The organism is Serratia sp. BNK-4 (assembly GCF_048685115.1).
GTDB classification, from domain to species: domain Bacteria; phylum Pseudomonadota; class Gammaproteobacteria; order Enterobacterales; family Enterobacteriaceae; genus Serratia; species Serratia bockelmannii.
Window position 1 is genome coordinate 20,954 of record NZ_JBLQTM010000001.1, and the last position, 22,517, is coordinate 43,470.

The following is a 22,517-nucleotide window of genomic DNA, read 5'->3' on the forward strand; positions in this document are numbered from 1 at the left end:
TATCCCGGCACGGCCGGGCAAAGGAGATAACGCAGTGATCGGTGATTTTGACAGCATTCTGAGCGATGAAGAGGCCCAGCGGCTGGAGAGCGCGTTTCAGGCGCTGGGCGCGGCGTCGGCGAACGGCGATCGGCCGGTGAGCGAAGCCGAAGAGCGGGCATGGTTTGCCCATCTGCAGCAGGGTGACGCACGCGGGCAGCGGGCGCTGGCCTGGCGCCTGACGGGAGAGGTGGATATCGCCCAACTGACGGCGGCGCTGCAAGCGCTGGTGCGGGAAACGCCGGGCGTGAACGTGCGTTACGTTTTTGATGACGAAAACGGTTTGGTTAAACGCGCTGCCGATTCGGCGCCGTTGCCGGTGAGCCTGCGTCAGGTGGCGGATGAACAACACGCCATTTGTCGTCTGCTGCAAGTGCAGGCGGCGCCATTTGAACTGGAAAGCGAAGCGCCGCTGCGCTGCCTGCTGTTGCTCACGCCTGCCGATGACGTGATTTTGGGCGTGGTATTGCATGACATCCTGGCGGAAGCGCTGCCGTGGCGCCATCTGCCGGCGATGCTGTCCGCCCGCTATAACGGAGATGCGATGCCTCTGCCTTTCGCGGCGGCGCCGGTCGAGCTGCCGGAAATCCCGGCGCCACAGCTGCCCTGGGCGCGCCAGGCGGTCTCGCTGCAGGATTACCGCAGCCCGGCGCAGCGTACTGAAGCGTTGCCGCCGGTGGGCGCGCGCGTGGTCACACGCATTGATCGCTCGCTGTTGCCCGCCAACGACACGCCGCGGGCCTTGCTGGCGGCGGTGGCGGCGCGGTTTGCCGAGTTCGTCGCCGCGCAGGCCGGCGGCCAAGCGGTGCAGCTGTGCGTGCCGGCCGCAGAAACGGCAGAGTTCGTCGGCCTGGATCTGGGCCTGACGGCGGCGCCGCTGATGCGCCTGACCGTGCAGCATGGCGAGGGCGACGTCGGGCAGCGGCTGCTGGCGCAGGCCGTGGCTGAACAGCCGGATCCGCAGCGGGCGCAGCTGCTGGTGGCCTGGCGTGACGATCTGGCCGCAGAGTGGCGGCTGGAAGGCGTTCACGCCGAACGCCTGTTGCTGCCGCCGCTGCATACGCCGTTCGAACTGGCGCTGCTATTGGGCTTGCCCGAAGCGGAAGCGTTAACGCTGGAGCTGGTCACCGACCCGCGCCTGTCTCCGCACGCGGCGCCTTTCCTGCTGGAGCAGTTCAGCGCGTTCCTGGCCGGGCAGCGAATTGCCGTCGCATTGCCGGTGGCTGAGGCCGTTTCCCCGGCGATGGCCGCGCCGGCGGCGAACGGCGACGCCGACGAAAGCGTTGCGCCGCTGATTTTGCAGGAGTTCCGTGAGGCGCTGGTGGCGCCGGAAATGACCCTGGATGAAGACTTCTTCGATCGCGGCGGCCATTCGCTGGTCGCTACCCGGGTGATCGGCCGTTTGCTGAGCCTGCATCAGATCGAAATCAACATTAACGATCTGTTCAGCCATCCGACGGCGCGTGGGTTGGCGGGCTACGCCAAACGCCTGAACGTTGCGCAGCCGAATGCCGCGCTAGCCATCGCCGACGATCATGAGGGGGCGCAGGCGCCGCTGTCGCTGGCGCAGGAATCGCTGTGGAAGGTGTATGAAGCCTTCGGCCATGATGAGATTTTCAACCTGCCGTTCTCTCTGCGCTTCTTCGATGCGGTGGACGAAACGGCGCTGCACCAGGCGTTTATCGACGTCATGACTCGCCATACCGTGCTGCGTTCACGCTTTGTCGAGCAGCAGGGGGAGGTGGTGCAGGTGGTGGTGCCGGCCGCAGAACTGCCGGATTATCAGTGGTTCCGCTTCTCTCACGAGACGCCAGCGGGTAATGCCGCCGCCCTGTTGGCCGACGCCGGCCAGCACCGGTTCGATCTGGCCGCCGAGCTGCCGCTGCGCGCCACGCTGCTGCGCGATGCGGACAACGGCCAACAGCTGCTGTCGTTGCTGTTCCACCATGTGGTGCTGGATGAATGGTCGCTCAACCTGATGATGGACGAATTGGGCATCGCCTATCGCCATCGCGTCGTCGGCCAGGCGCCGCAGTGGAGCGGGCAGCCGCCGCAGTTCCACACTTTCGCCCGGCAGCAGCGGGCCTCCGGGGTGCAGCAGCAACATCTGGACTACTGGCTTGATGCGCTGCGCGGCGCGCCGGTCGGCCAGCCGATCTTCCGGCAAGAAGCATCCACCCATCCGGCGGTGCCGGCACCGGCGGACGTCAACGGCGGCTGGCTGGAGTTCGAGGTCGATCCTGCCGTGGCGGAAGGCCTGTATCAGCTTGCCCGCCGCAACAACGCGTCGCTGTTCAACGTGGTGTATGCCGGGATTACCTCGGCGCTGCGTCTGCTGGGCGGCCCGGCGGATCTGCTGGTGGGCACCTCGACTTCCGGCCGTAACGACGCCGAGTTCTTCGATACCGTCGGCTATTTCACCACCGTGGTGGTGCACCGCGTGCGCTTCGACGAGGGGCTGACGGTGGCCGGGTTGGTCAGCCAGGTGAAAAACACCATCAATGGCTCGCTGCCGTACACCGACATTCCGATCGATCTGGTGGAAGAAGGGCTGTTCGGCGTGGACGCCGACCGCAAGAACCACATGTTCGAAGTGTTCATCCAGATCCATAGCCGCATCAAGCTGAACGGCGAGTTCCGGCTGCAGGACGGCAGTGCGATCGCCTACCGTCAGGTGGAGCCGGAGAAAGCCGAATCGTTGCTCGGCCTGCAGTTTGAGGTGATGGAAGACGATCTGGCCGGGAAGAAATCCCTGCGGGTGATGATGACCTACCGTCAGGACCACTACAGCCGGGAGCAGGCCAATCTGATCGCCGATGGCGTTCAGCACGTCTTTACCCAGTTTGCGCAGCACATCGCTGGCGATATCGCTCTGGCGGCGCTGCCGCCCGGGCCGCAGGCATGACGTTGTTTCACTCTAACCGAAAGCATGATTTTCAAGGAGATAAAAGGATGTCTGGAACCCTAGCAACCCCGCGCGCGCTACTGTCGCTGCTGGTGGCGGCCTCTCTGGTGGTCGCCGGCGCCGCGCAGGCGGACGATGTCGGCATCAAACCGCAGGACATCAAGCGCGAGGCGCTATCGTCGACGGTGGTGGAGATGGCCTACAGCACCTCGCAACAGGCGCTGTTCGTCAGCGCGCCGGACTGGAAGGAAGAGGCGCGCTCCCGCGTGCTGCGGCTGGATCCCAACACCCTGGCGATCAAGGCAGAGATCCCACTGCAGGTGAAAGGCTTCGGCGTGGCGCTGAACGACGCGGGCAATCGCCTGTACCTGACGCAGGCCTTCAACGGCGAAGTCGGGGTGGTGGACACCACTACCAACCACGCGCTGGGCAGCATCAAGCTGCTGGACAAAGCGGTGCTGGAGCAGGCTTACAAGCAGGCGGGCATCAGCGGCAAGCGCCTGGACTTCCTGTTGGCGGAGCTGAAGAAATTCAAAATCACCGAGGACTACCTGTACCGCCTCCGCGAGCTCAAGTATGACGCGCAAAGCGGCCGTCTGTTCCTGCCGGGCCTGGGCTTTGGCGTCGACAGCGTGCTGTACGTGGTCGATACCAAAGCCGGCAAGCTGGAGAAAGTGATCCCGGGCTTCGGCTACAACGCGGTGGGCATCACGCTGGATGAGAAGGGCCGTCGGGTATTCGTCTCCAACATGCAGGGGCAGGTGATCACCCTGAACGCTGACACGCTGGCGATCACCGCCACCCACGAAGTACAGGCCGATCAGCTGCTAAACCTGGTGTATGACCCGGCGAGCAATCGCCTGCTGGGCGTCGATCAGGGCATCGATCGCGACGACTACCGTAACCATCATCTGGGGCACGACTACGTGAAGCGCAGCAGTGGCCACCGGGTGTTTGCGCTGGATGCGGATAGCGGCAAAGTGCTGGCCAGCGAGCTGACGGATGAGGTGCCGATCGGCCTGCTGCTCGACGAGCGCAGCCAGCGGCTGTATGTCGCCAACCGCAAAGGCGTGCGCGTGGATCACGGCGCCGGCACGCTGACGGTGTTCGACGCCAAAACGCTCAAGCGCCTGCAAACCGTAGACCTGCCGCCGCACCCTAACAGCCTGGCGTTGGATCCGAAAGGCGACGCGCTGTTTGTGACGGTGAAAAACGACGGCGCTTCCACCAAGGCCGGCAAGCCGGAAAGCGTGGTGCGTATTCAACTACACACCAAATAACTGAATATAAAGATAAAAAAAGGGCGCCGCGGCGCCCTTTCTAGTGGCTGACAAAGGAGGAAAAAGCGTGGTTTTTCCTCCTTTGTGGTTATCAGCCGAAGATCAATGAATTGATTTTCCTTGTTTTCTATCTGTCGCCTAATGAAAGCCCGGCAACGTCATCCGCTTTGTCATTTACCTCAAGGGGGGCTGAGCCCCCCCTTTGTCGTTGGGTCATGTCATCAGAAGTGGGTGTTGATGCTCATGTAGTAGGTACGGCCCGGTTCGTTGTAGGTGGCCGCGCCCGCGCCGGCGATGTTGATCGCGCCGGTAATCGGGTCGCCCACGTTCTGCGCGTTACCGGCGCGGAACTGGCGTTTGTCGAACAGGTTGTCGATGCCGGCAGTGACGCTGACGTTTTTGGTCAGGTCATAGGTCGCACTGGCGCCGACGACGGCGTAAGGGCTAACCTCGCGGGTTTCGCCGCCGGTGGCCGGTTTACCCTGGTAGTTGTACTTCTTCGGCTTCTGACGGCCGTACCAGGTCAGGGTGGACTGCATCGACAGATCCTGCGTAGCCTGCCAACTGAGGGTCGAGTTGACGGTGAACTTCGGGATCACCGACAGGTAATCGCCGGTGGTCTTGTTCTTGTTCTCGATCATGTAGGTGGCGTTGTTGCTCCAGGTGACGGTCTCACTGACCGGCACGTTCAACGAGCCTTCCAGCCCTTGTACGACCGCTTTCGGTACGTTCTCCCACTGATAGACCGCCGTACCGGTGCTGCTGGTGGCGATGCGCGAGTTACCCGCTTCAATCTTGTTGTGGTAATCGTTGCGGAAGTAGGTGACGCCGGCCAGCCAGCCTTCGTTATGGAACTCCAGCCCGATCTCTTTGTTGACGCTGGTTTCCGCCTTCAGATCGTCGTTACCGAGCAGGTAGCAGCCGTTTCTGACATCGCTGCCCGCACACCCTTGGCCTTTGCTGTACAGCAGGTAGTTGCCGTTGGTCTGGTACAGGGTCGGCGCCTTGTAAGAACGGGCGATGCCCATTTTCAGCGTGAAGTAGTCGCCCAGTTCCTGCGACAGGTTCAGCGCCGGGCTCCAGTTGTTGCCGGATTCTGAATGCAGATCGTAACGCAGACCCGGCGTCAGCATGGTGGTGTCGGTCAGCTCGATGTTGTCTTCGGCGAACAGCGAGAAGATATGCGCGGAAGCGTAAGGGCTGCGCGTGCCGTTGCCCATGCCGGGAATAGTGCCGCCCATCAGCGTTTGGCTGGTGGACGTGCCGTCTTTCATCCGCTGTTGGGTCCACTCGGTACCCAGCGTAGCGGTTTGCGCGACGCCCAGCTCAAACGGCACGCTGACTTCGCTGTGCGCCAGGAAGTCGTCCAGCTTGGTGGTGCCGAAACCGGTGTTTTTGGTGTCGAAGATGCCTTCGGTGCCGCCGGCCAAGCCCTCGTTCAGGCGGGTATTGCGGGTGCGCTCGAACTGCACGTAGTTGTTGGTGCTCACGCCGTTGTCCCAGGCGCCGCGGTGGGTCAGGCCGAAGGTTTCACGGTAGATGCGGTTGGTCTCTTTGCCGTAGTTGCTCTGCACCAGGGCATTGGTGTTGGTGTTCTGGGTATCGCCAGAATACAGGTTGCCCTGGCGGCCGTAGGCATACTCGAACTCCAATGACTGCAGATGGGCGAAGTCCCAGTGCAGCAAGGCGTCGATGTTTTTATCGACCACCCCTTCACGCCCGGCGGGCAGGCTGTTGGCGTAGGCGCCTACGCGTTCGGACTTGTGTGATTCGTTAATGTCCCAGGCGTCGGCCTGCGTTTTGCTGTAGCCGCCGAACAGGCGGAAGCTCAGGGAGTCGCTCAGCGGGCCGGACAGGCTGAAGTCGGTGCGCTTGGTAGCGCCTTCCTGCTTGTGCTGCGGCACGTTGAAGTAGCCGTTCAGCGAGCCGTGCAGCGCATCACCGGCCTTCTTGGTGATGATGTTGACCACGCCGCCCGCGGCGCCGTTGCCGTAGCGCGCTGCGGCAGGGCCGCGCAGTACTTCGATGCGCTCGATCATTTCTGGCGGCACCCAGGCGGTATCGCCGCGCGAGTCGCGCTCGCCGCGCCAGCCCTGACGCACCGAGTTGCGGCTGGAGGCCGGTTTGCCGTCGATCAGAATCAGGGTGTTTTCCGGGCCCATGCCGCGGATATCGATCTGGCGATTGTTGCCGCGCTGGCCGCTGGTGGAGTTGCCGGTCAGGTTAACCCCGGGCATGGTGCGGATCAGTTCGCTGATGTCGCGCGCCGGCGGGCGTTTTTTGATCTCTTCGGCGGTGATGGTGGACACCCCCGGCGCCTGCAGGTTCTGCCGGGCGGCGGTCACGACGATGGTGTCTTCGCCGCGCGGCTTTTTATCCGCTGTGCCGCTGTTTTCTTCCGTGGTGGGGGTGTCGGTCTGCTGCGCGGCGTTGGCGAACGCGGACGCGCCCAATCCCAAGCCGATAAGAGTGGCTAAAGAATAACGTGATAGCTTGCTTTTCATTTGAGTGTCCTACCTTGCTGCCATCCCTCGCCGAACGGGGGGAAGGGCGGTTGTAGTTTTTGTGTAGTCGGAAATAGAAAATCGGCTGCGGCAAGGGATGCCATTGATGTATCCCCGATCCCTGTCCGTTGCGCGCAATACCAGCACGATCTCCAAGCCTTACACACTATTGCAAATGCAAATTATTATCAATAGTATTTGGCGTACAGTGCGTTCGGGCGGTGGCCGGCGATAGGGAAAAGTCGACGTTCCCGGTGCCGCCAACTACAAAATGGGTAGGCGTTGTGAATACAGAACTACAGTCAGAAAGCAGCAGATTATTGGCCAGCAGCAATGCGGGCAGTCCAGGGTGGTGGTTGACGGTGGCACGGCGCGGTACGCCATGGGTAGAACCGGCGGGTAACGGCCGCTGGCGAACCACCTTTTTCTGGCGCGATCCTCAGGGATGCGAATTGACCTCCGCCTACCGTCGCGTGTGGATTAACATTAACTGCTTGACCGACCATCACCAGCCGAATCCGCCGCAAAGCCTGCAGCGTTTGGCCGGTACCGACGTGTGGTACTGGCAGACCGAGCTGAGCGGCGCCTGGCGCGGCAGCTACTGCTTTATCCCCTGTTTTGACGAGCGGCCGCCGGCGTTCAGCGGCGACGATGCGCACGCCAACATGCACAACCTGCGCCACTGGTGGCATCAGGTGTTCGCCAGCGCCACCCCCGATCTGCTCAACCCTTATCGCTCCTGGCAAAGCGCCAGCGGCCACAGCGTCTCCGGCCTGCACATGCCGGATGCGCCGCCGCAGCCGGTATGGCGCTCGTTCGACGAGTATGAGATCGCCAGCGGGCGCTGCACGCCGCCGCTGCCGGCGCGTTTGCAGCGCCATACCTGGTGCAGTGAGCGCCTGGGCAACAGCCGCGATGTCTGGATCTACACGACCGGCGACAGTAAGCCGGCCGAGCGCCCGCTCGCGATCCTGCTCGACGGCCAGTTCTGGGCGAAGCAGATGCCGGTTTGGGAGCCGCTGATGCAGCTGACCCGCGAGGGGGCGTTGCCGGAAGCGGTGTATGTGCTGATCGACATCATTGATCTGCCGCACCGGGCGCGAGAATTAACCTGCAAGGACGATTTCTGGCTGGCGGTGCAGGAAGAATTGATGCCGCAGCTGGCCGACTGGGCGCCGCACAGCGACAAACCGGCCGACACGGTGGTGGCGGGGCAAAGCTTTGGCGGCCTGGCTTCCCTGTATGCCGGGCTGCGCTGGCCGCAGCGCTTCGGCGCGGTGATCACCCAGTCCGGTTCCTACTGGTGGCCGCGGCGCGACATGCTGCAGCTGCCGAGCATTCCCGACGACGCCTGCTGGCTGATGCAACAGGTAGAACGGCACGGCTTGGGCAACCACGGCGCGCTGAAGGTATTTATGGAAGCCGGTACGCAGGAAAAGCTGGTGCATCGGGTCAGCGGCGAAATGGCGGCACGCCTGAGTGACGCCGGCCATCGGGTGCACTACCGGGTGGTGGAAGGCGGGCACGACGCGTTGTGTTGGCGCAGCGGCCTGACCGATGGGCTGCAGGCGGTCTGGGCTTCCGCTTTCGCCACCGCTTACCCGGCATCGGCGGCGGCACGAGGAACACATGATGGAAAGCCTGAATCCGTTCGATGATCAACAGCAGCGCAGCCTGGTGCTGCGCAACGTACAACAACAATACAGTTTGTGGCCGGATTTCCGCGCCATTCCGTCCGATTGGACGATCGTCTTTGGCCCGGCGGCGCACACCGCGTGCGCCGAATGGCTGGAACAGCATTGGCAAGACATTCTGCCGGTCGCAGCACGCGAGGCGTGACCGGCGCCAGGTAATCACGGGAGCAATAAGCAGTGTCACACACCCCTAACTCTCTCAGCGGCCCGGCGCTTGCGGGCGAATGGCCGTTGGTCGCGGCGCAACCCGGCATCTGGGTCGCCGATCAAATCTCCCCGCATCGCAACGCCTACGCGGTCGCACATGCCATCGAACTCAACGGCCCTGTCACCGTAGAGCCTCTGCTGCAGGCCATCATCCAGGGCCTGAGCGAGGTGGACATGCTGCGCCTGCGTTTTGCGGAACGCGACGGCGTGCCGGTGCAATGGCTGGACGACGCGCTGGCGGTGTACGAGCCGGAACTTGTCGATCTGACGACGTCGCCGGACCCTGAAGCCGCCGCGCGTGCCCTGATGGACATCGATCTGGCGAGCGATCTGCGCGCCGGCAGCGGCGCACCGCTGTATCGCCATGTGGTGATGCGCCTGGCGGATGACCGTTGGTTCTGGTATCAGCGCTATCACCATTTGCTGGTGGACGGTTTCAGCTTCACCGCCATCGCGCGCCGCGTGGCGGCGATTTATACCCACCTTTGCCGCGGTGACGCGCTGGAGCCGACGCCTTTCACGGCGTTCAGCGACGTAGTGGCGGAATACCAGGCTTACCGGCAGGCGCCGGCCTGGCAACGCGACGCCGATTTCTGGCGCGAAAAAGCGCGGCAGTTGCCGCCGCCGGCCACGCTCTGCCCGCAGCCGCTGGCTGGGCAAACGCCCACGCCGCGCATCCATCGATTGGAACAGCGCTGCGATCCGCAGGCCTTCGCCGAACTGGTGCAGTGTGGCGCACAGCAGAAGCTGAACGCCGCCGATATGGCGGTGGCGCTGGTGGCGCTGTGGGTATCGCGCCTGAGCGGCCAACCGAGCTTCAGCGCCGGTTTTATCTTTATGCGCCGCACCGGATCGGCCGCCCTGTGCGCTGCCGGCCCGGTGATCAACGTGTTGCCGATGGAGATGCACCTCGAGCCGCAGGCCACGCTGTATGAGGCTGCCACCCGCATCAGCCGCGAGCTGAAAACGGTGCGCCGCCATCAGCGCTACGACGCCGAACAGGTGCAGCGCGATCTGGGCCGCATCGGCGACGGCGAACCGCTGTACGGCACGGTCTTCAACTTCAAAATGTTCGATTACCAGCTGGATTTCGCCGGTATCGAAGGCATTACCCACGATCTGGCCTCCGGGCCGGTGCGCGATCTGGAGATTGCGCTGTTTATCGACGAACACCATCAGCTGAAGGTGGAGCTGCTGGCCAACGCCGAGCGTTACAGCCGCCAGGAACTGCAGGCGCACCTGCAGCGGTTGCCGCTGCTGCTGGCGCAGTTCGCCGCGCAGGCAACGTTGCCGATCGGCGAAGCCGATATGCTGACCGCCGACGATCACGCGCTGCTGGCGCGGGTCAACGACACGGCGCACCCGGTGCCGGCGACCACGCTGAGCCAGTTGCTGGCGCAGCAGGCGCAAACCACGCCGGACGCACCGGCGCTGGCGGATGCGCATTTCAATTTCACCTACCGCGAAACGCGCGAGCAGGTTACGGCGCTGGCGCGCGAGCTGGTGGCGCAGGGCGTGCGGCCGGGCGACATCGTGGCGGTGGCGCTGCCGCGTTCGGTGTTCCTGTCGCTGGCGTTGATGGCGATCGTGGAAGCGGGCGCCGCCTATCTGCCGCTGGACACCGGTTATCCGGACGAGCGGCTGGCGATGATGCTGGAAGACGCCGCGCCCCGGCTGGTCATCACTAACCCGGCGCAGCAGGCGCGTTTCGCCGACAAGGGCGAAATCTTGCTGTATGACGCGCCGCTGGCGGCCGATCACGCCGCCGGGGTGGCGATCGCGGGCCCGACGCCGGACCATGCGGCCTATATCATCTTTACCTCCGGCTCCACCGGGCGCCCGAAAGGCGTGCTGGTCGGCCATCAGGCGATCGTCAACCGCCTACTGTGGATGCAACACCAGTATCCGCTGGGGGCGGACGACGCGGTGCTGCAGAAAACGCCGTGCAGTTTCGACGTCTCGGTGTGGGAATTCTTCTGGCCGCTGATGGTCGGCGCCCGGCTGGTGATGGCGCCGCCGGAGGCGCATCGCGATCCGCAGCAGCTGCAACAGCTGATCGCACAACACCGCATTACCACGATGCACTTCGTGCCGTCGATGCTGGCGGCTTTCGTGGCCGCACTGGACGACGACGCGGCGGTGGCGAACTGCGCCGCGCTGCGCCAGGTGTTCTGCAGCGGCGAAGCGCTGCCGGCGGAGCTGTGCCGCCTGTGGCAAAGCCGCACAGCGGTGCCGTTGCACAACCTCTACGGCCCGACCGAAGCGGCGGTGGACGTGACCTGGCATCCGGCTTACGGCGACGCACTGGCGAAAGTGACCGGCGCCAACGTGCCGATCGGCCTGCCGGTATGGAACACCGGGCTGCGCATTCTGGACGCGCGCCTGCGGCCGGTGCCGCCGGGCGTGGCGGGCGATCTGTATCTGACCGGCGTGCAGCTGGCGCACGGCTACCTGGGCCGGCCGGATCTGACCGCCAGCCGCTTTGTCGCCGATCCGTTCGGCGAGGGCGGGCGCATGTACCGCACCGGCGACGTGGCGCGCTGGCTGCCGGACGGCACGGTGGAATATTTGGGCCGCAGTGACGATCAGCTGAAGATCCGCGGGCAGCGTATCGAGCTGAGTGAAATCGACCACGCCTTGCTGTCGCTGCCGGGCGTGCGCCAGGCGGTGACGCACGCGCTGGTGCTGCAGGGCACGCCGGTGGATGCCGGCGGCGATGCGCGCCAGCTGGTGGGCTATCTGGTGATGCAGCCTGGCGCGAGCTGGGATGCGCAAGCCCTGCGCGCGGCCCTGGCCGACCGTCTGCCGCCGCACATGGTACCGGTGGCGCTGGTGGAAATGAGTGATTTGCCGCTGAGTGCCAACGGCAAGCTGGATCGCAAGGCCTTGCCGCAGCCGCAGGGCGGTGAGCGCAAGGCAGGACGGCCGCCGCAGGCCGGGCTGGAAAGCGAGATCGCGGCGGTGTTCGCCCGTTTGCTGCAGCGCGAGCAGGTGTTCGCCGACGACGATTTCTTCGCGCTCGGCGGCCATTCGCTGCTGGCGATGCGGCTGGCGGCGGAGCTGCGCCGCGATCTGGGCAAGGCGGTGTCTGTCGGCCAGGTGATGGTGGCGTCGCGCGTCGAGCAACTGGCTGTCTTGCTGGCGGAAGATCGCACGCAGGAAGAGGCCGATCGCAGCGGCTTCGACAGCGTATTGCCGCTGCGCGTCACCGAGGGGCCGACGCTGTTCTGTCTGCACCCGGCGTCCGGCTTCTCCTGGCAGTTCAGCGTATTGCCGCGCTATCTCGATCAGCACTGGTCGCTGGTCGGTATCCAGTCACCGCGGCCGGATGGCCCGCTGGCGCTGAGCGAAGATATGGATCAGGTGGTGGATGCCCACCTGCAGACGGTGTTGCAGGTCCAGCCGCACGGGCCGTACCACTTCATCGGCTACTCGCTGGGCGGCACGCTGGCCCAGGGCATCGCCGCCCGGCTGCAGGCGCGCGGCGAAGAGGTGGCGTTCCTCGGCCTGCTGGATACTTATCCGCCGGAGACCCAAAACTGGGACGTGATGCTGGACGACAACGTGTTGAAGGAAGTGCAGCGCGAGCGCGAGCAGTTTCTGGCGGTGTCGCAGGATACGCTCGATCCGGCGCTGGGCGAGACGCGCACGGCGATGTTCGACAACATCGAAGCCAACTACGCCGATTCGGTGCGGTTGCTGTCGCACACGCGTACCGCTCGCTTCCACGGCCAGGCGACGCTGTTCGTCGCTAAACGCACGCTGCAGGAAGGGATGGACGTGCAGCAGACCTGGTCGCAATACGTCGATGCGCTGCAGGCGCACGAGCTGGACTGCGCGCATGTCGATATCGTTTCGCCGGCGTCGTTCAAAGTGCTGGGGCCGCTGCTGAACCGGATCTTGCGCACGCTGTGATCGCGCCCGTCATCTCGCCGCCAGGCACGGGGATTACCCCGCGTGTGGCGGCGTTTCTTGCGGTTGCTCACAATTGAATATCAATGATTTTTATTATCATTATTGATTTCGTCATCTGTGCTAGCATAGCGCTCCGCAATTGCAGAATCCCCGTTTAAAGATGTGGTGAACAACCGATGAGTAGCAAACCCTCCATCCTGCTTGATTTCAGCCTGTTGAAAACTAACCGGGCTTTCCGCGCGGTGTTCTGCGCGCGCTTTATCTCCATTGTGGCGCTGGGGTTGATGGCGATCGCCATCCCGGTGCAGATCCAGGCGCTGACCGGTTCCACCCTGCAGGTCGGGTTGGCGGTGACGCTGGCCGGCGGCGGCATGTTCGCCGGGCTGCTGATGGGGGGCGTATTGGCCGATCGCTATGAGCGGCGCCGGTTGATCCTGTTCGCGCGATCCACCTGCGGCATCGGCTTCGTCGGCCTGTGCCTCAATGCCCTGTTGCCGTCGCCTTCGCTGGCGGCCATTTATCTGTTGGCGGTGTGGGACGGTTTCTTCGGCGCGGTGGGGGTGACGGCGCTGCTGGCGGCCACGCCGGCGCTGGTGGGCCGCGAAAACATCGTGCAGGCGGGCGCCATCAGCATGCTGACGGTGCGCTTCGGCTCGATTCTTTCCCCGGCGATTGGCGGCCTGGTGATCGCCCATATGGGCATTGCCTGGAACTATGGCCTGGCGGCGTTCGGCACCCTGCTGACGCTGCTGCCGTTGCTGAGCCTGCCGCAGCTGATGCCGCCACCGCAGCCGCGTGAACACCCGCTGCGCGCGCTGGCGGGCGGCTTCGCCTTCCTGTTCCAGAACAAGGTGATCGGCATGGTGGCGCTGATCGGCGCGCTGCTGACCATGGCCAGCGCGGTGCGCGTGCTGTACCCGGCGATGGCGGAAAGCTGGCACATCGACGCTGCCCACCTCGGTTATATGTACGCCGCCGTGCCGCTCGGCGCGGCCATCGGTGCGTTCACCAGCGGGCGCGTGGCGCACGTGGCGCGCCCCGGCTGGGTGATGCTGCTGACGGCGATCGCGGCATTCGCCGCCATTGGCCTGTTCGGCCTGATGCCGTGGTACAGCCTGGCGTTGCTGTGCCTGGTGGCGTTCGGCTATCTGAGCGCGCTGAACTCGCTGCTGCAATACGGCCTGATCCAGAGCCTGACGCCGGACAACTTCCTCGGCCGCATAAACGGCCTGTGGACGGCGCAGAACGTGGTGGGCGATGCGCTGGGCGCGTTGCTGCTGGGGGCGATGGGCGCCTTCATGCTGCCGGCGATGAGCGCCAGCGGTTTCGGCTTCGGCGCCGCGCTGCTCGGCATCCTGTTGCTGTTCGCCATGACCGGTTTGCGTCAGGTGACGTTGCACAAACCGGAGCCGCAGCCCGCTATAGAAAAGTAGTCGAACGCGTTAAGACAACGCTGTGGGATCAAATAGCAATGCTTATCATCGGCATGCGTAAAACCCACAGCGTTTATGTCATGATTTCGAAATGAAAGAAGTGCTTACGTTTATTGACATAGCAAATATCGGCGAGTAATTTAGCGCGGAATTAACTCAAATGATAATCATTATTATATTGGTTATCACTTCAAATCCTTGAGGGCGAAGCGATGGATACTGCCGTGAACGACATCAATCGAAAGGAAATGCAGGAGCGCGAAGAACACCGGTTCGCCGCTGATTTTTCTCCGGCGTCGGGCTTCTTCTTTACCTCTCCTTTCCGCAGCTTGACCACTACCGGTTGTTTCAGCCGCATTCGCCTGCCGGCCGCAGACGGCGCCGACCTGAACGGCGAGTTCCAGCGCAGCGTGCGGCAGGCGTTTGCCGAGGCCCGCCAGGCCGGTATCAAAAAACCGCTGCTGTGCGGTGCCATCCCGTTCGATACCCGGCAGCCTTCGGCGCTGTTTATTCCGCAGCAGAGCCGCTGGTTCGATCGCGCTGCCTTTATGGCCGGCGTTCGGCCGCCGGCGAACGGCCCTGAACTGGCCGGCGTGGCGGAGCTGCCGCCGCAGCAGCCGTTTATGAAGATGGTCAGCGACGCCGTCGACGCGATGAAGGCCGGTGAGCTGGATAAAGTGGTCTTGTCGCGCCTGCTGGAGATCGAAACGCGCCAGCCGGTGGATCGCCATGCGCTGATGGCGCGCGTGATTGCCCAGAATCCGCACGGTTTCCATTTCCATGTGCCGCTGGAGCAGGGCGCGCTGTTGGGCGCCAGCCCAGAGCTGCTGCTGCGCCAGGACAGCGGCCGTTTCTATTCTAACCCGCTGGCCGGTTCCGCCCGGCGCGAGGCCGACCCGCAGCGCGATCGCGAAGTGGGGGAGCGGCTGATGGCCTCGGCGAAAGATCGCCACGAGCATCGCATCGTCACCGAAAGCATGCGTGACGTGCTGGCCGGCCGCTGCCGCTACCTGAACGTGCCGCACACCCCTGAACTGCTGACCACCACGACGCTGTGGCATCTCTCCACGCCGATCGACGGCGAGGCGGCGTCTCCTGACGAAAATGCCCTGTCGCTGGCCTGCCTGCTGCACCCGACGCCGGCGCTGTGCGGCATGCCGACGGCCGAGGCGCACGCCCTGATCGGCAAGCTGGAGCCGTTCGATCGCGGCCTGTTCGGCGGCATCGTCGGTTGGTGCGACGACGAAGGCAACGGCGAGTGGGTTGTGACTATCCGCTGCGGCACCGTTGACGGCAACCGGGTACGGCTGTTCGCCGGCGCCGGCATCGTGGAAGACTCTTCACCCGAATCTGAATGGCATGAAACAGGCACCAAACTCAGCACCATTCTGCGTGCCTTTGGTATGAATCAAGGATAACGACAAGATGAGCATTGCCTTTACCCCCTGGCCGGCGGAGTTCGCCAGCCGCTATCGCGAGCGCGGCTACTGGACTGACAAGCCGTTGACCGAAATCCTCGACCGCCAGGCCAACAACGACGCCCCGGCGATTATCGATGCCCAGGGCAGCCTGACCTACCGCGAGCTGCAGCAGCGTTCCGATCGCCTGGCGGCTGCTTTACTGCGCCGCGGCGTGAAATCCGGCGATACCGCGTTGGTCCAACTGGGCAACGTGGCAGAGTTTTATATCGTGTTCTTCGCGCTGCTGAAGATTGGCGTGGCGCCGGTCAACGCGCTGTTCAGCCATCAGCGCAGCGAACTGAATGCCTATGCCGAGCAGATCAAACCGGCGCTGCTGATCGCCGACCGCCAGCACGGGCTGTTTGCCGACGATCAATTCCTGAACGCCTTCCGCGATGCGCATCCTTCGCTGCGGGTTGTGGCGCTGCGCAGCCAGCCCGAGGGCGAGCTGGCGCTGGCCGCCTGGCTGGACGAAGCCAGCGACGGTTTTGTCGCGCAGCCTTCCGCGGCCGATCAGGTGGCGTTCTTCCAACTATCCGGCGGCAGCACCGGTACGCCGAAGCTGATCCCGCGTACCCACAATGACTACTACTACAGCATTCGCCGCAGCGTGGAGATCTGCCGTTTCGACGCGCAGACCCGCTATCTGTGCGCGCTGCCGGTGGCGCACAACTACCCGATGAGCTCGCCGGGCGTGCTGGGCGTGTTTTATGGCGCTGGGTTGGTGGTGTTCGCCGCCGATCCGGACGCCGCGCAGTGCTTCCGCCTGATCGAACAGCACCAAATCAACGTGACGGCGCTGGTGCCGCCGGCGGTCACGCTGTGGCTGCAGGCGATCGAAGAGTGGGGCGGCAATGCCCAGCTTGCCAGCCTGAAACTGCTGCAGGTGGGGGGCGCCAAGCTAGGCGAAACGCTGGCGGCGCGCATTCAGAACGAAATCGGCTGCCAACTGCAGCAGGTGTTCGGCATGGCGGAAGGGCTGGTGAACTACACCCGGCTGGACGACGACGAACGCCACATTCTGACGACGCAAGGGCGGCCGATGTCGCCGGACGACGAAGTATGGGTGGCGGATGACGACGGCAATCCGTTGCCGGCGGGCGAGGTCGGCCGGTTGATGACGCGCGGGCCTTATACCTTCCGCGGTTACTACCAGAGCCCGGCGCACAACGCCGACGCCTTCGACGCTGACGGTTTCTACTGCTCCGGCGATCTGATCAGCATCAGCGAAGACGGTTACATCACCGTGCAGGGGCGGCAAAAAGACCAGATCAACCGCGGCGGGGAGAAGATCGCCGCCGAGGAGATCGAGAACCTGCTGCTGCGTCATCCGGACGTGATCAACGCCGCGTTGGTGTCGATGCCGGACGCGCTGATGGGGGAGAAGAGCTGTGCCTATATCATCGCCAACGCGCCGCTGAAGCCGGTGGTGCTGCGCCGCCACCTGCGGGAGCAGGGCGTGGCGGACTTCAAACTGCCGGATCGCTTTATTCAGGTGGACAGCCTGCCGCTGACCCCGGTCGGCAAAGTGGACAAAAAACGGCTGCGCCAGCAGCTCGACGCGCAACTACAGACTCAGGCTCAGGGAGATTAATCGATGGCCATTCCAAAACTTAATGACTACGCGCTGCCGACGGCGGACGAACTGCCGCAAAATAAAGTCACCTGGCAGGTAGAACCGCAGCGCGCCGCGCTGCTGATCCACGATATGCAGCAGTATTTCCTCAATTTCTGGGGCGAAGACAGCGCGCTGATCAAACAGGTGGTGGAGAACATCGCCAACCTGCGCCGCTACTGCAAACAGCAGGGCATTCCGGTGTTCTATACCGCGCAGCCGAACCAGCAGAGCGATGAAGACCGCGCGCTGTTGAACGACATGTGGGGGCCGGGCCTGAATAAGCACCCCGAGCAGCAGGCGGTGACCGCCGCGCTGGCGCCGGACGAAGACGACACGGTGCTGGTGAAATGGCGCTACAGCGCCTTCCACCGCTCGCCGCTGCAGGAGATCCTGCAGGAGTCCGGCCGCGATCAGCTGATCATCTGCGGCGTGTATGCGCACATCGGCTGCCTGACCACCGCCATTGACGCCTTCATGCGCAACATCCAGCCGTTCATGGTGGCCGACGGCCTGGCGGACTTCTCGCGCGACGAACACCTGATGGCGCTGCGCTATACCGCCGGCCGCTGCGGCCGGGTGGTGACCACCGCGTCGCTGTTACCGGCGGCAGGCATTGCCAGCATCGATGCGCTGCGTCAGCAGATCCTGCCGCTGCTGGACGAAGACAGCGAAGACATTGGCAACGATGAAAACCTGATCGATTATGGCCTGGATTCGGTGCGCATCATGGAGCTGGCGACCCGCTGGCGCAAGATCCGCGGCGACATCGACTTTATCGCGCTGGCGCGCAACCCGACCATCGACAGCTGGTGGGCGCTGCTTTCCGAAGAGAAAGCCTGATTTTAATAACGATGAGAGGGCGGCCGCTCGGCTGCCCCGTTGGCTCTATAAGGAGATTTCGATGAATGCTTTGATCACCAAGGGAAAACGCGCGGCATTCCCGCTGATGCTGCTGTCCACGCTGCTGTTCTCCAACTCGTTGCTGGCGCAGACTGCGCCGGAAGTGCTGCGCAAGCCGGTTGGCAAGGGCGCCTATGAAATGGCCTACAGCCCGAGCGAGAACGCGCTCTACCTGGCGACGTCGCAGAGCCGCAAGCTGGACAAGGGCGGTATCGTTTACCGCCTGGATCCGACCACGCTGGACGTGACCCAGATTATTCATAACGACATCAAGCCGTTTGGCGCCGCCGTCAACGCTAAAACCGGCACGCTGTTCTTCGGTAACACCGTCAATAACTCGGTGACCGCCATCGACGCCAAGAGCGGCGAAGTGAAAGGCCGCCTGGTGCTGGACGCGCGCCAGCGCTCTGAGACCGTCAAGCCGCTGGCGCCGCGCGAGCTGGTGGCGGATGCCGACAGCGATACCCTGTACATTACCGGGCTGGGTGAATCCAGCGTGGTGTGGGTGGTGGATGGCAAGGATCTGACCCTGCGTGCCACCGTGACCGACACCGGCAAATACGGCACCGGCCTGGCGCTGGACGCCGCCGCCAAGCGCCTGTACGTCACCAACGCCGACGGCGAGCTGGTGACCATCGATACCCAGAGCAACAAGGTGCTGTCGCGCAAGAAGCTGGATGAGGCTAAAGAGCACTTCTTCCTGAACATCAGCCTGGATACCGCCACCCATCGCGCGTTCATCACCGATTCCAAGCAGCCACAGGTGCTGGTGGTGGATACCCGCAGCGGCAACATCCTGAGCAAGATCGACGTGCCGGAATCGCTGGCGGTGCTGTTCAACCCGGCGCGCAATGAAGTTTACGTGACCCATCGCCAGGCGGGTGAAGTGAGCGTGATCGACGCCAAGAGCTACAAGGTGCTGAACACCATCAAGACGCCGACCCACCCGAACAGCCTGGCGCTGTCGCCGGACGGCCAGACGCTGTACGTTAGCGTCAAGCAGGCTTCCAGCCGCGAGAAAGAAGCGACCGCGCCGGACGACGTGATCCGCGTAGCGCTGAAATAATCCCGCGCAGGGTAAACCCCCTCGAACAGGCGAAGCGGCGACGCTCCGCCTGTTTTTTTCGCCGTGCGATCTGCGGTATAAAGTGTGGATTGCCTTATTGATCCGAAGGAACGTGGGTTATGCCTGCTTCACGCACACCGCTGTTGTTGTCCGTTATCACCCTGCTGCTGCTGGCCGCGCTGATCCACAGCGGCATCAGCCCCTACGATCGCACCACCTGGTTGATGGAGGTGGCGCCGGTATTGATTGTTTTGCCGTTGCTGTGGCTGACCCATCGCCGTTATCCGCTGACGCCGCTGCTCTACACGCTGATTTTCTTCCATGCGCTGATCCTGATTTTCGGCGGCATGTACAGCTATGCTCGCGTGCCGCTGGGCTTTGAGGTGCAGCAGTGGCTGGATCTTGGCCGCAACCCGTACGACAAACTGGGGCATTTCTTCCAGGGATTGGTGCCGGCGCTGGCGGCGCGCGAGATCCTGCTGCGCGGCGGTTATGTGCAGGGCCGCAAGATGCTGGGCTTCGTGGTGTGCTGCATCGCGCTGGCGATCAGCGCGGTGTATGAGTTGATCGAGTGGTGGGCGGCACTGGCGCTGGGCCAGGGCGCCGACGAGTTTCTCGGCACCCAGGGCGACCCGTGGGACACGCAGTCCGATATGTTCTGCGCGTTGCTCGGCGCGATAGCCGGCCAGTGGCTGTTCGGTGGCTGGCAGGGTAGGCAACTGCGGCGTTTAAAAGAGTAAGCCTTGTTGCGTTAAGCCTAGTGAAAATAGCGACTTCTCGTGCCGCCCAGTATTTTCCGGGCGGCATTTTAATGTCGACATGATAAGAAATAGATAATCATCAGTTAAATGTTTGGCACCCTGTGATACAGCACAATGTTATTTCTTATATTTATGATTATTTAGCTTTTTATGCGTTTTTATAGGAATTTTCTTAACTCACGCCGTGTGCTACTATTCTCATGTTTAACAAGGGCTAATTATTATTAATTAGTTTTTTGAGCGGGGAATAATGAGATACATAATTAATAATAAGATTAAATATCATGAAGATAGATCAGAGTTGGTGGATATCAATGCTGAGCTACCGCCTCAACCGCTCACCGCCACCCTGAACCGCCTGCTGTCCACATTGGTCAGAAACAATAACCTGGTGCTCTCCCGCGATACCCTGCTGACGCAGGTATGGGAAGCGCACGGCCAGGTGGCCTCCGGCAATAACCTCAATAACACCATTTCCATCCTGCGCAAGATGTTCGCCGCCCTGGGCGAGGACGAGATTATCGTCACGCTGCCGCGCCAGGGATTTATGTTTACCGCCACTTCGTTGAAGACGACGGACAGCCTGGCGGAGAGTTCGTCGGAGCCGCCGATCCCGGCGGCTGCAGAAAGCGCCTTGCCGACCAAGCCGCTGCGAGCGCAGCGATTTAAGCGCCTCGGGCTGGCCGCGTTGCTGCTGTTGGCGGCGGGGAGCGGTCTGTGGGCCTGGCAGGACGCCGGCTATGCGCCGATCAGCACGGTAAGCGTAGGCAACATCGGCAGCTGTGAGGTGAAGTTCATCGCTTCTTATCATAAGACCGGTTCCGGCAAGGCGGATTTGGCGCACTTGCAAACGTTGCTGGATAAACGAAATCATATTCACTGTAGTGAACCGGCGACGCTGCTTTATTACGACAGCCAGTCGGTGGTACCAGGCAGCGCAGAACGCGTGCGATCTTCTTACTTCTTTTATTGTCCGCAGACGGCGATGGCGGCGGGCAAAGCGCAATGCGAGAACTACTATGAAAGTCTGGAAAAATAACCGGATATGGCATTACCGTTACGCGCTGTTAGTCTTTGCGGCGCTGGCCTGCTGTTGCGCCGCCGCTTATGTGCTGTTCGCTATGCCGCAGGTGCCGGAATGCCGGGCGTCGATGCGGGTGCATAATCAGGATAAAGATGCGGCGATGGAGCGTGTGCTGCTGGTGAGCATCGTGCCTGAGGGCGCGCGACAGCTCACTATGTTGATGAGCGGCAGTTTTTTTGATGGTGATACACGTTATGTGGTCGATCGCTCCGTGGAAATGAGTTACCAGCGTCGCGGCAGCAACTACACCATGTGGGTAACGAAAAATACCCGCAAGCCGCAGGACTCTGTCGTTCGCGAGGATATGAATCGCCGGTTGCCTATCGCCGGGCAGCAGCTGCATTTGCGCATCGAGCGTATCGATCGGCATCACTATCTGTTTACTGATAACCATTCGCCGCTTTTTGTCTGCGTGACTGGCGCATAACGGTCCCCCCCAGAATTACCGGGGGGCCGATGTTGTCTCTGACCCTGGGTGTCAAGAGCGAAAAGATTAAGGTTGATTGCCGGTTATATAATTATTGATGCAAGGGCTGTTACCGGTACGCGGGCAGTAGGTGACCTGCTGTTCATCCTGGTTAGTGCTCTCATTAAGAATGTTAGCGTAATAATAGACATCGGCCCGCGTACGGCAATTGAAGCCCGCCTGTTGTATCACCTGCTTGATGTTCTCCAGGCTTCCTCCACCTAAAGTCATACTGTACACCTGGCAGCTTTGGTAATTCCCAAGTGGATAAACGCTGATACGCGTGCTGTTTTGATACAGCACAATGATGGCAAAAGGCACCAGACAGGCAGCGGCAATCATTATTAAGCGTTGTAATGCTCGTCGGATGCCGGGGGGAGAAGTCCCGGGGGGCGGCGTAGACGCTATTTCCGTTTCACGGTGCTTTTCTTCTCTATATATTTCCACCTTATTTTCATTCGCTTCATGAATGTTTCGAGCAATAAATTTAAACCCCTGACGTGGATAGGTGACGATAATCTCCTCGGCGCCAAACTGCGCCAGTGATTTACGTAACCCGGAAACGTAATTGTTTAAGTTATTGTTGGAGGCTTTCAGCCCATAATCGACCCAAACATCATTAAGCAACCTCTCTCGCAACAACAGCTTGTTATTATTCTTGATGAACAACGAAAGCAGTCTGCTGGTCGGCTTCAGTAAAGCTATTTTATTGCTGGCATTATCGACATGCATCAATGTGCCTTCCTCCTCGTTATAGAGGATGCTCTCATTTATAATGAAAATCATTTTATTTACCCGTCAACTTTCCTGTCGAGAGATTATTCTGAGACCTCTGTGTACTTTTTTCAATCCCTTGAGTTGCAGGGCAATAGGATTTTTCTCTTTATTCGTGTAATTGAAATGAAATGTTTATCTGCTTACAAGTTTTTTAATATAAATACTGATAATTAAATCCTATTTATCGTGATTTTAATCTATTTAATTATTATTTTATCGATAATAATCCTGTGTTTTTGTATTTTTGCGACATAACGTTTCAAATGGAAGGCGCTAAGTGTAAATTTGTTTCCACTGATACGGGGCGCGGAAACGCAGCGTATTAGCCACGGAGACAATGCGCAGGAATCTCAGGAATAAAGCTGCTGCATTGCATGCGTGACTTTAAGGATTTAATTCTTCTCCACT

15 protein-coding genes are annotated in these 22,517 nt (G+C 61.9%); 13 read left to right on the plus strand and 2 right to left on the minus strand.

Annotated features, from left to right (window positions below; genetic code table 11):
- The first annotated feature begins 34 nt into the window (after positions 1-34).
- Positions 35-2,944 (plus strand): condensation domain-containing protein, encoded by a 2,910-nt coding sequence (locus tag ACMGGW_RS00070; protein WP_197833601.1) that lies wholly within the window; start codon positions 35-37, stop codon positions 2,942-2,944.
- Between the two features lie 47 nt (positions 2,945-2,991).
- Positions 2,992-4,224 carry a YncE family protein gene (locus ACMGGW_RS00075; RefSeq protein WP_049204090.1) on the plus strand — a complete coding sequence of 411 codons (1,233 nt, stop codon included), beginning with the start codon at positions 2,992-2,994 and terminating at the stop codon, positions 4,222-4,224.
- Positions 4,225-4,445: 221 nt separating this feature from the next.
- Here the strand turns inward: ACMGGW_RS00075 and ACMGGW_RS00080 are convergent, their stop codons facing one another.
- A complete protein-coding gene (locus ACMGGW_RS00080; RefSeq protein ID WP_089181549.1) occupies positions 4,446-6,728 on the minus strand; it encodes a TonB-dependent siderophore receptor in 2,283 nt (760 codons plus the stop codon).
- Between the two features lie 284 nt (positions 6,729-7,012).
- On the opposite strand from ACMGGW_RS00080, the gene fes reads away from it, so the two are divergent.
- The 11 genes from fes (at position 7,013) to ACMGGW_RS00135 (ending at position 21,293) form a co-directional block, all read left to right on the plus strand.
- Positions 7,013-8,386, plus strand: a complete 1,374-nt coding sequence (gene fes, locus ACMGGW_RS00085; RefSeq protein WP_141997061.1) for an enterochelin esterase — start codon at positions 7,013-7,015, stop codon at positions 8,384-8,386.
- Entirely contained in the window at positions 8,361-8,567 is a 207-nt protein-coding gene (locus ACMGGW_RS00090) for an MbtH family protein (RefSeq protein ID WP_099817638.1), read from the plus strand. The genes fes and ACMGGW_RS00090 overlap by 26 nt, the downstream gene beginning before the upstream one ends.
- Before the next feature lie 32 nt (positions 8,568-8,599).
- Complete coding sequence (locus ACMGGW_RS00095; RefSeq protein ID WP_099817639.1) at positions 8,600-12,544, plus strand: enterobactin synthase subunit F; 3,945 nt, start codon at positions 8,600-8,602, stop codon at positions 12,542-12,544.
- A gap of 176 nt (positions 12,545-12,720) precedes the next feature.
- A complete protein-coding gene (gene entS / locus ACMGGW_RS00100; RefSeq protein ID WP_141997063.1) occupies positions 12,721-13,977 on the plus strand; it encodes an enterobactin transporter EntS in 1,257 nt (418 codons plus the stop codon).
- Between the two features lie 212 nt (positions 13,978-14,189).
- The gene (locus ACMGGW_RS00105; RefSeq protein WP_141997065.1) at positions 14,190-15,395 is read left to right on the plus strand and encodes an isochorismate synthase; all 1,206 of its coding nucleotides are present in this window, start codon (positions 14,190-14,192) and stop codon (positions 15,393-15,395) included.
- A 7-nt stretch (positions 15,396-15,402) separates the two neighbouring features.
- Positions 15,403-17,031, plus strand: a complete 1,629-nt coding sequence (locus ACMGGW_RS00110) for a (2,3-dihydroxybenzoyl)adenylate synthase (protein ID WP_049204132.1) — start codon at positions 15,403-15,405, stop codon at positions 17,029-17,031.
- A gap of 3 nt (positions 17,032-17,034) precedes the next feature.
- Complete coding sequence (locus ACMGGW_RS00115) at positions 17,035-17,895, plus strand: isochorismatase family protein (protein ID WP_420279114.1); 861 nt, start codon at positions 17,035-17,037, stop codon at positions 17,893-17,895.
- 61 nt (positions 17,896-17,956) lie between these two features.
- A complete protein-coding gene (locus ACMGGW_RS00120) occupies positions 17,957-19,021 on the plus strand; it encodes a DUF5074 domain-containing protein (RefSeq protein WP_197832094.1) in 1,065 nt (354 codons plus the stop codon).
- 119 nt (positions 19,022-19,140) lie between these two features.
- Complete coding sequence (locus ACMGGW_RS00125; protein ID WP_049204134.1) at positions 19,141-19,761, plus strand: DUF2238 domain-containing protein; 621 nt, start codon at positions 19,141-19,143, stop codon at positions 19,759-19,761.
- A gap of 325 nt (positions 19,762-20,086) precedes the next feature.
- On the plus strand, positions 20,087-20,821 hold the full coding sequence (locus ACMGGW_RS00130) for a winged helix-turn-helix domain-containing protein (RefSeq protein WP_239665983.1): 735 nt from the start codon (positions 20,087-20,089) through the stop codon (positions 20,819-20,821).
- On the plus strand, positions 20,802-21,293 hold the full coding sequence (locus ACMGGW_RS00135) for a hypothetical protein (protein WP_167324733.1): 492 nt from the start codon (positions 20,802-20,804) through the stop codon (positions 21,291-21,293). Before ACMGGW_RS00130 ends, ACMGGW_RS00135 begins: the two co-directional genes overlap by 20 nt.
- A gap of 66 nt (positions 21,294-21,359) precedes the next feature.
- On the opposite strand, the gene ACMGGW_RS00140 is transcribed toward ACMGGW_RS00135, so the two are convergent.
- Positions 21,360-22,118, minus strand: a complete 759-nt coding sequence (locus ACMGGW_RS00140; protein ID WP_167324734.1) for a winged helix-turn-helix domain-containing protein — start codon at positions 22,116-22,118, stop codon at positions 21,360-21,362.
- Between the last annotated feature and the right edge of the window lie 399 nt (positions 22,119-22,517).

What these genes read in the sequence shown, in the direction of transcription:
- ACMGGW_RS00075 (WP_049204090.1), top strand. Translation starts at nt 2,992, where the DNA reads ATGTCTGGAACCCTAGCAACCCCGCGCGCGCTACTGTCGCTGCTGGTG.
- ACMGGW_RS00080 (WP_089181549.1), bottom strand. Translation starts at nt 6,728, where the DNA reads ATGAAAAGCAAGCTATCACGTTATTCTTTAGCCACTCTTATCGGCTTG.
- ACMGGW_RS00090 (WP_099817638.1), top strand. Translation starts at nt 8,361, where the DNA reads ATGGAAAGCCTGAATCCGTTCGATGATCAACAGCAGCGCAGCCTGGTG.
- entS (WP_141997063.1), top strand. Translation starts at nt 12,721, where the DNA reads ATGAGTAGCAAACCCTCCATCCTGCTTGATTTCAGCCTGTTGAAAACT.
- ACMGGW_RS00105 (WP_141997065.1), top strand. Translation starts at nt 14,190, where the DNA reads ATGGATACTGCCGTGAACGACATCAATCGAAAGGAAATGCAGGAGCGC.
- ACMGGW_RS00110 (WP_049204132.1), top strand. Translation starts at nt 15,403, where the DNA reads ATGAGCATTGCCTTTACCCCCTGGCCGGCGGAGTTCGCCAGCCGCTAT.
- ACMGGW_RS00115 (WP_420279114.1), top strand. Translation starts at nt 17,035, where the DNA reads ATGGCCATTCCAAAACTTAATGACTACGCGCTGCCGACGGCGGACGAA.
- ACMGGW_RS00120 (WP_197832094.1), top strand. Translation starts at nt 17,957, where the DNA reads ATGAATGCTTTGATCACCAAGGGAAAACGCGCGGCATTCCCGCTGATG.
- ACMGGW_RS00125 (WP_049204134.1), top strand. Translation starts at nt 19,141, where the DNA reads ATGCCTGCTTCACGCACACCGCTGTTGTTGTCCGTTATCACCCTGCTG.
- ACMGGW_RS00135 (WP_167324733.1), top strand. Translation starts at nt 20,802, where the DNA reads ATGAAAGTCTGGAAAAATAACCGGATATGGCATTACCGTTACGCGCTG.
- ACMGGW_RS00140 (WP_167324734.1), bottom strand. Translation starts at nt 22,118, where the DNA reads ATGATTTTCATTATAAATGAGAGCATCCTCTATAACGAGGAGGAAGGC.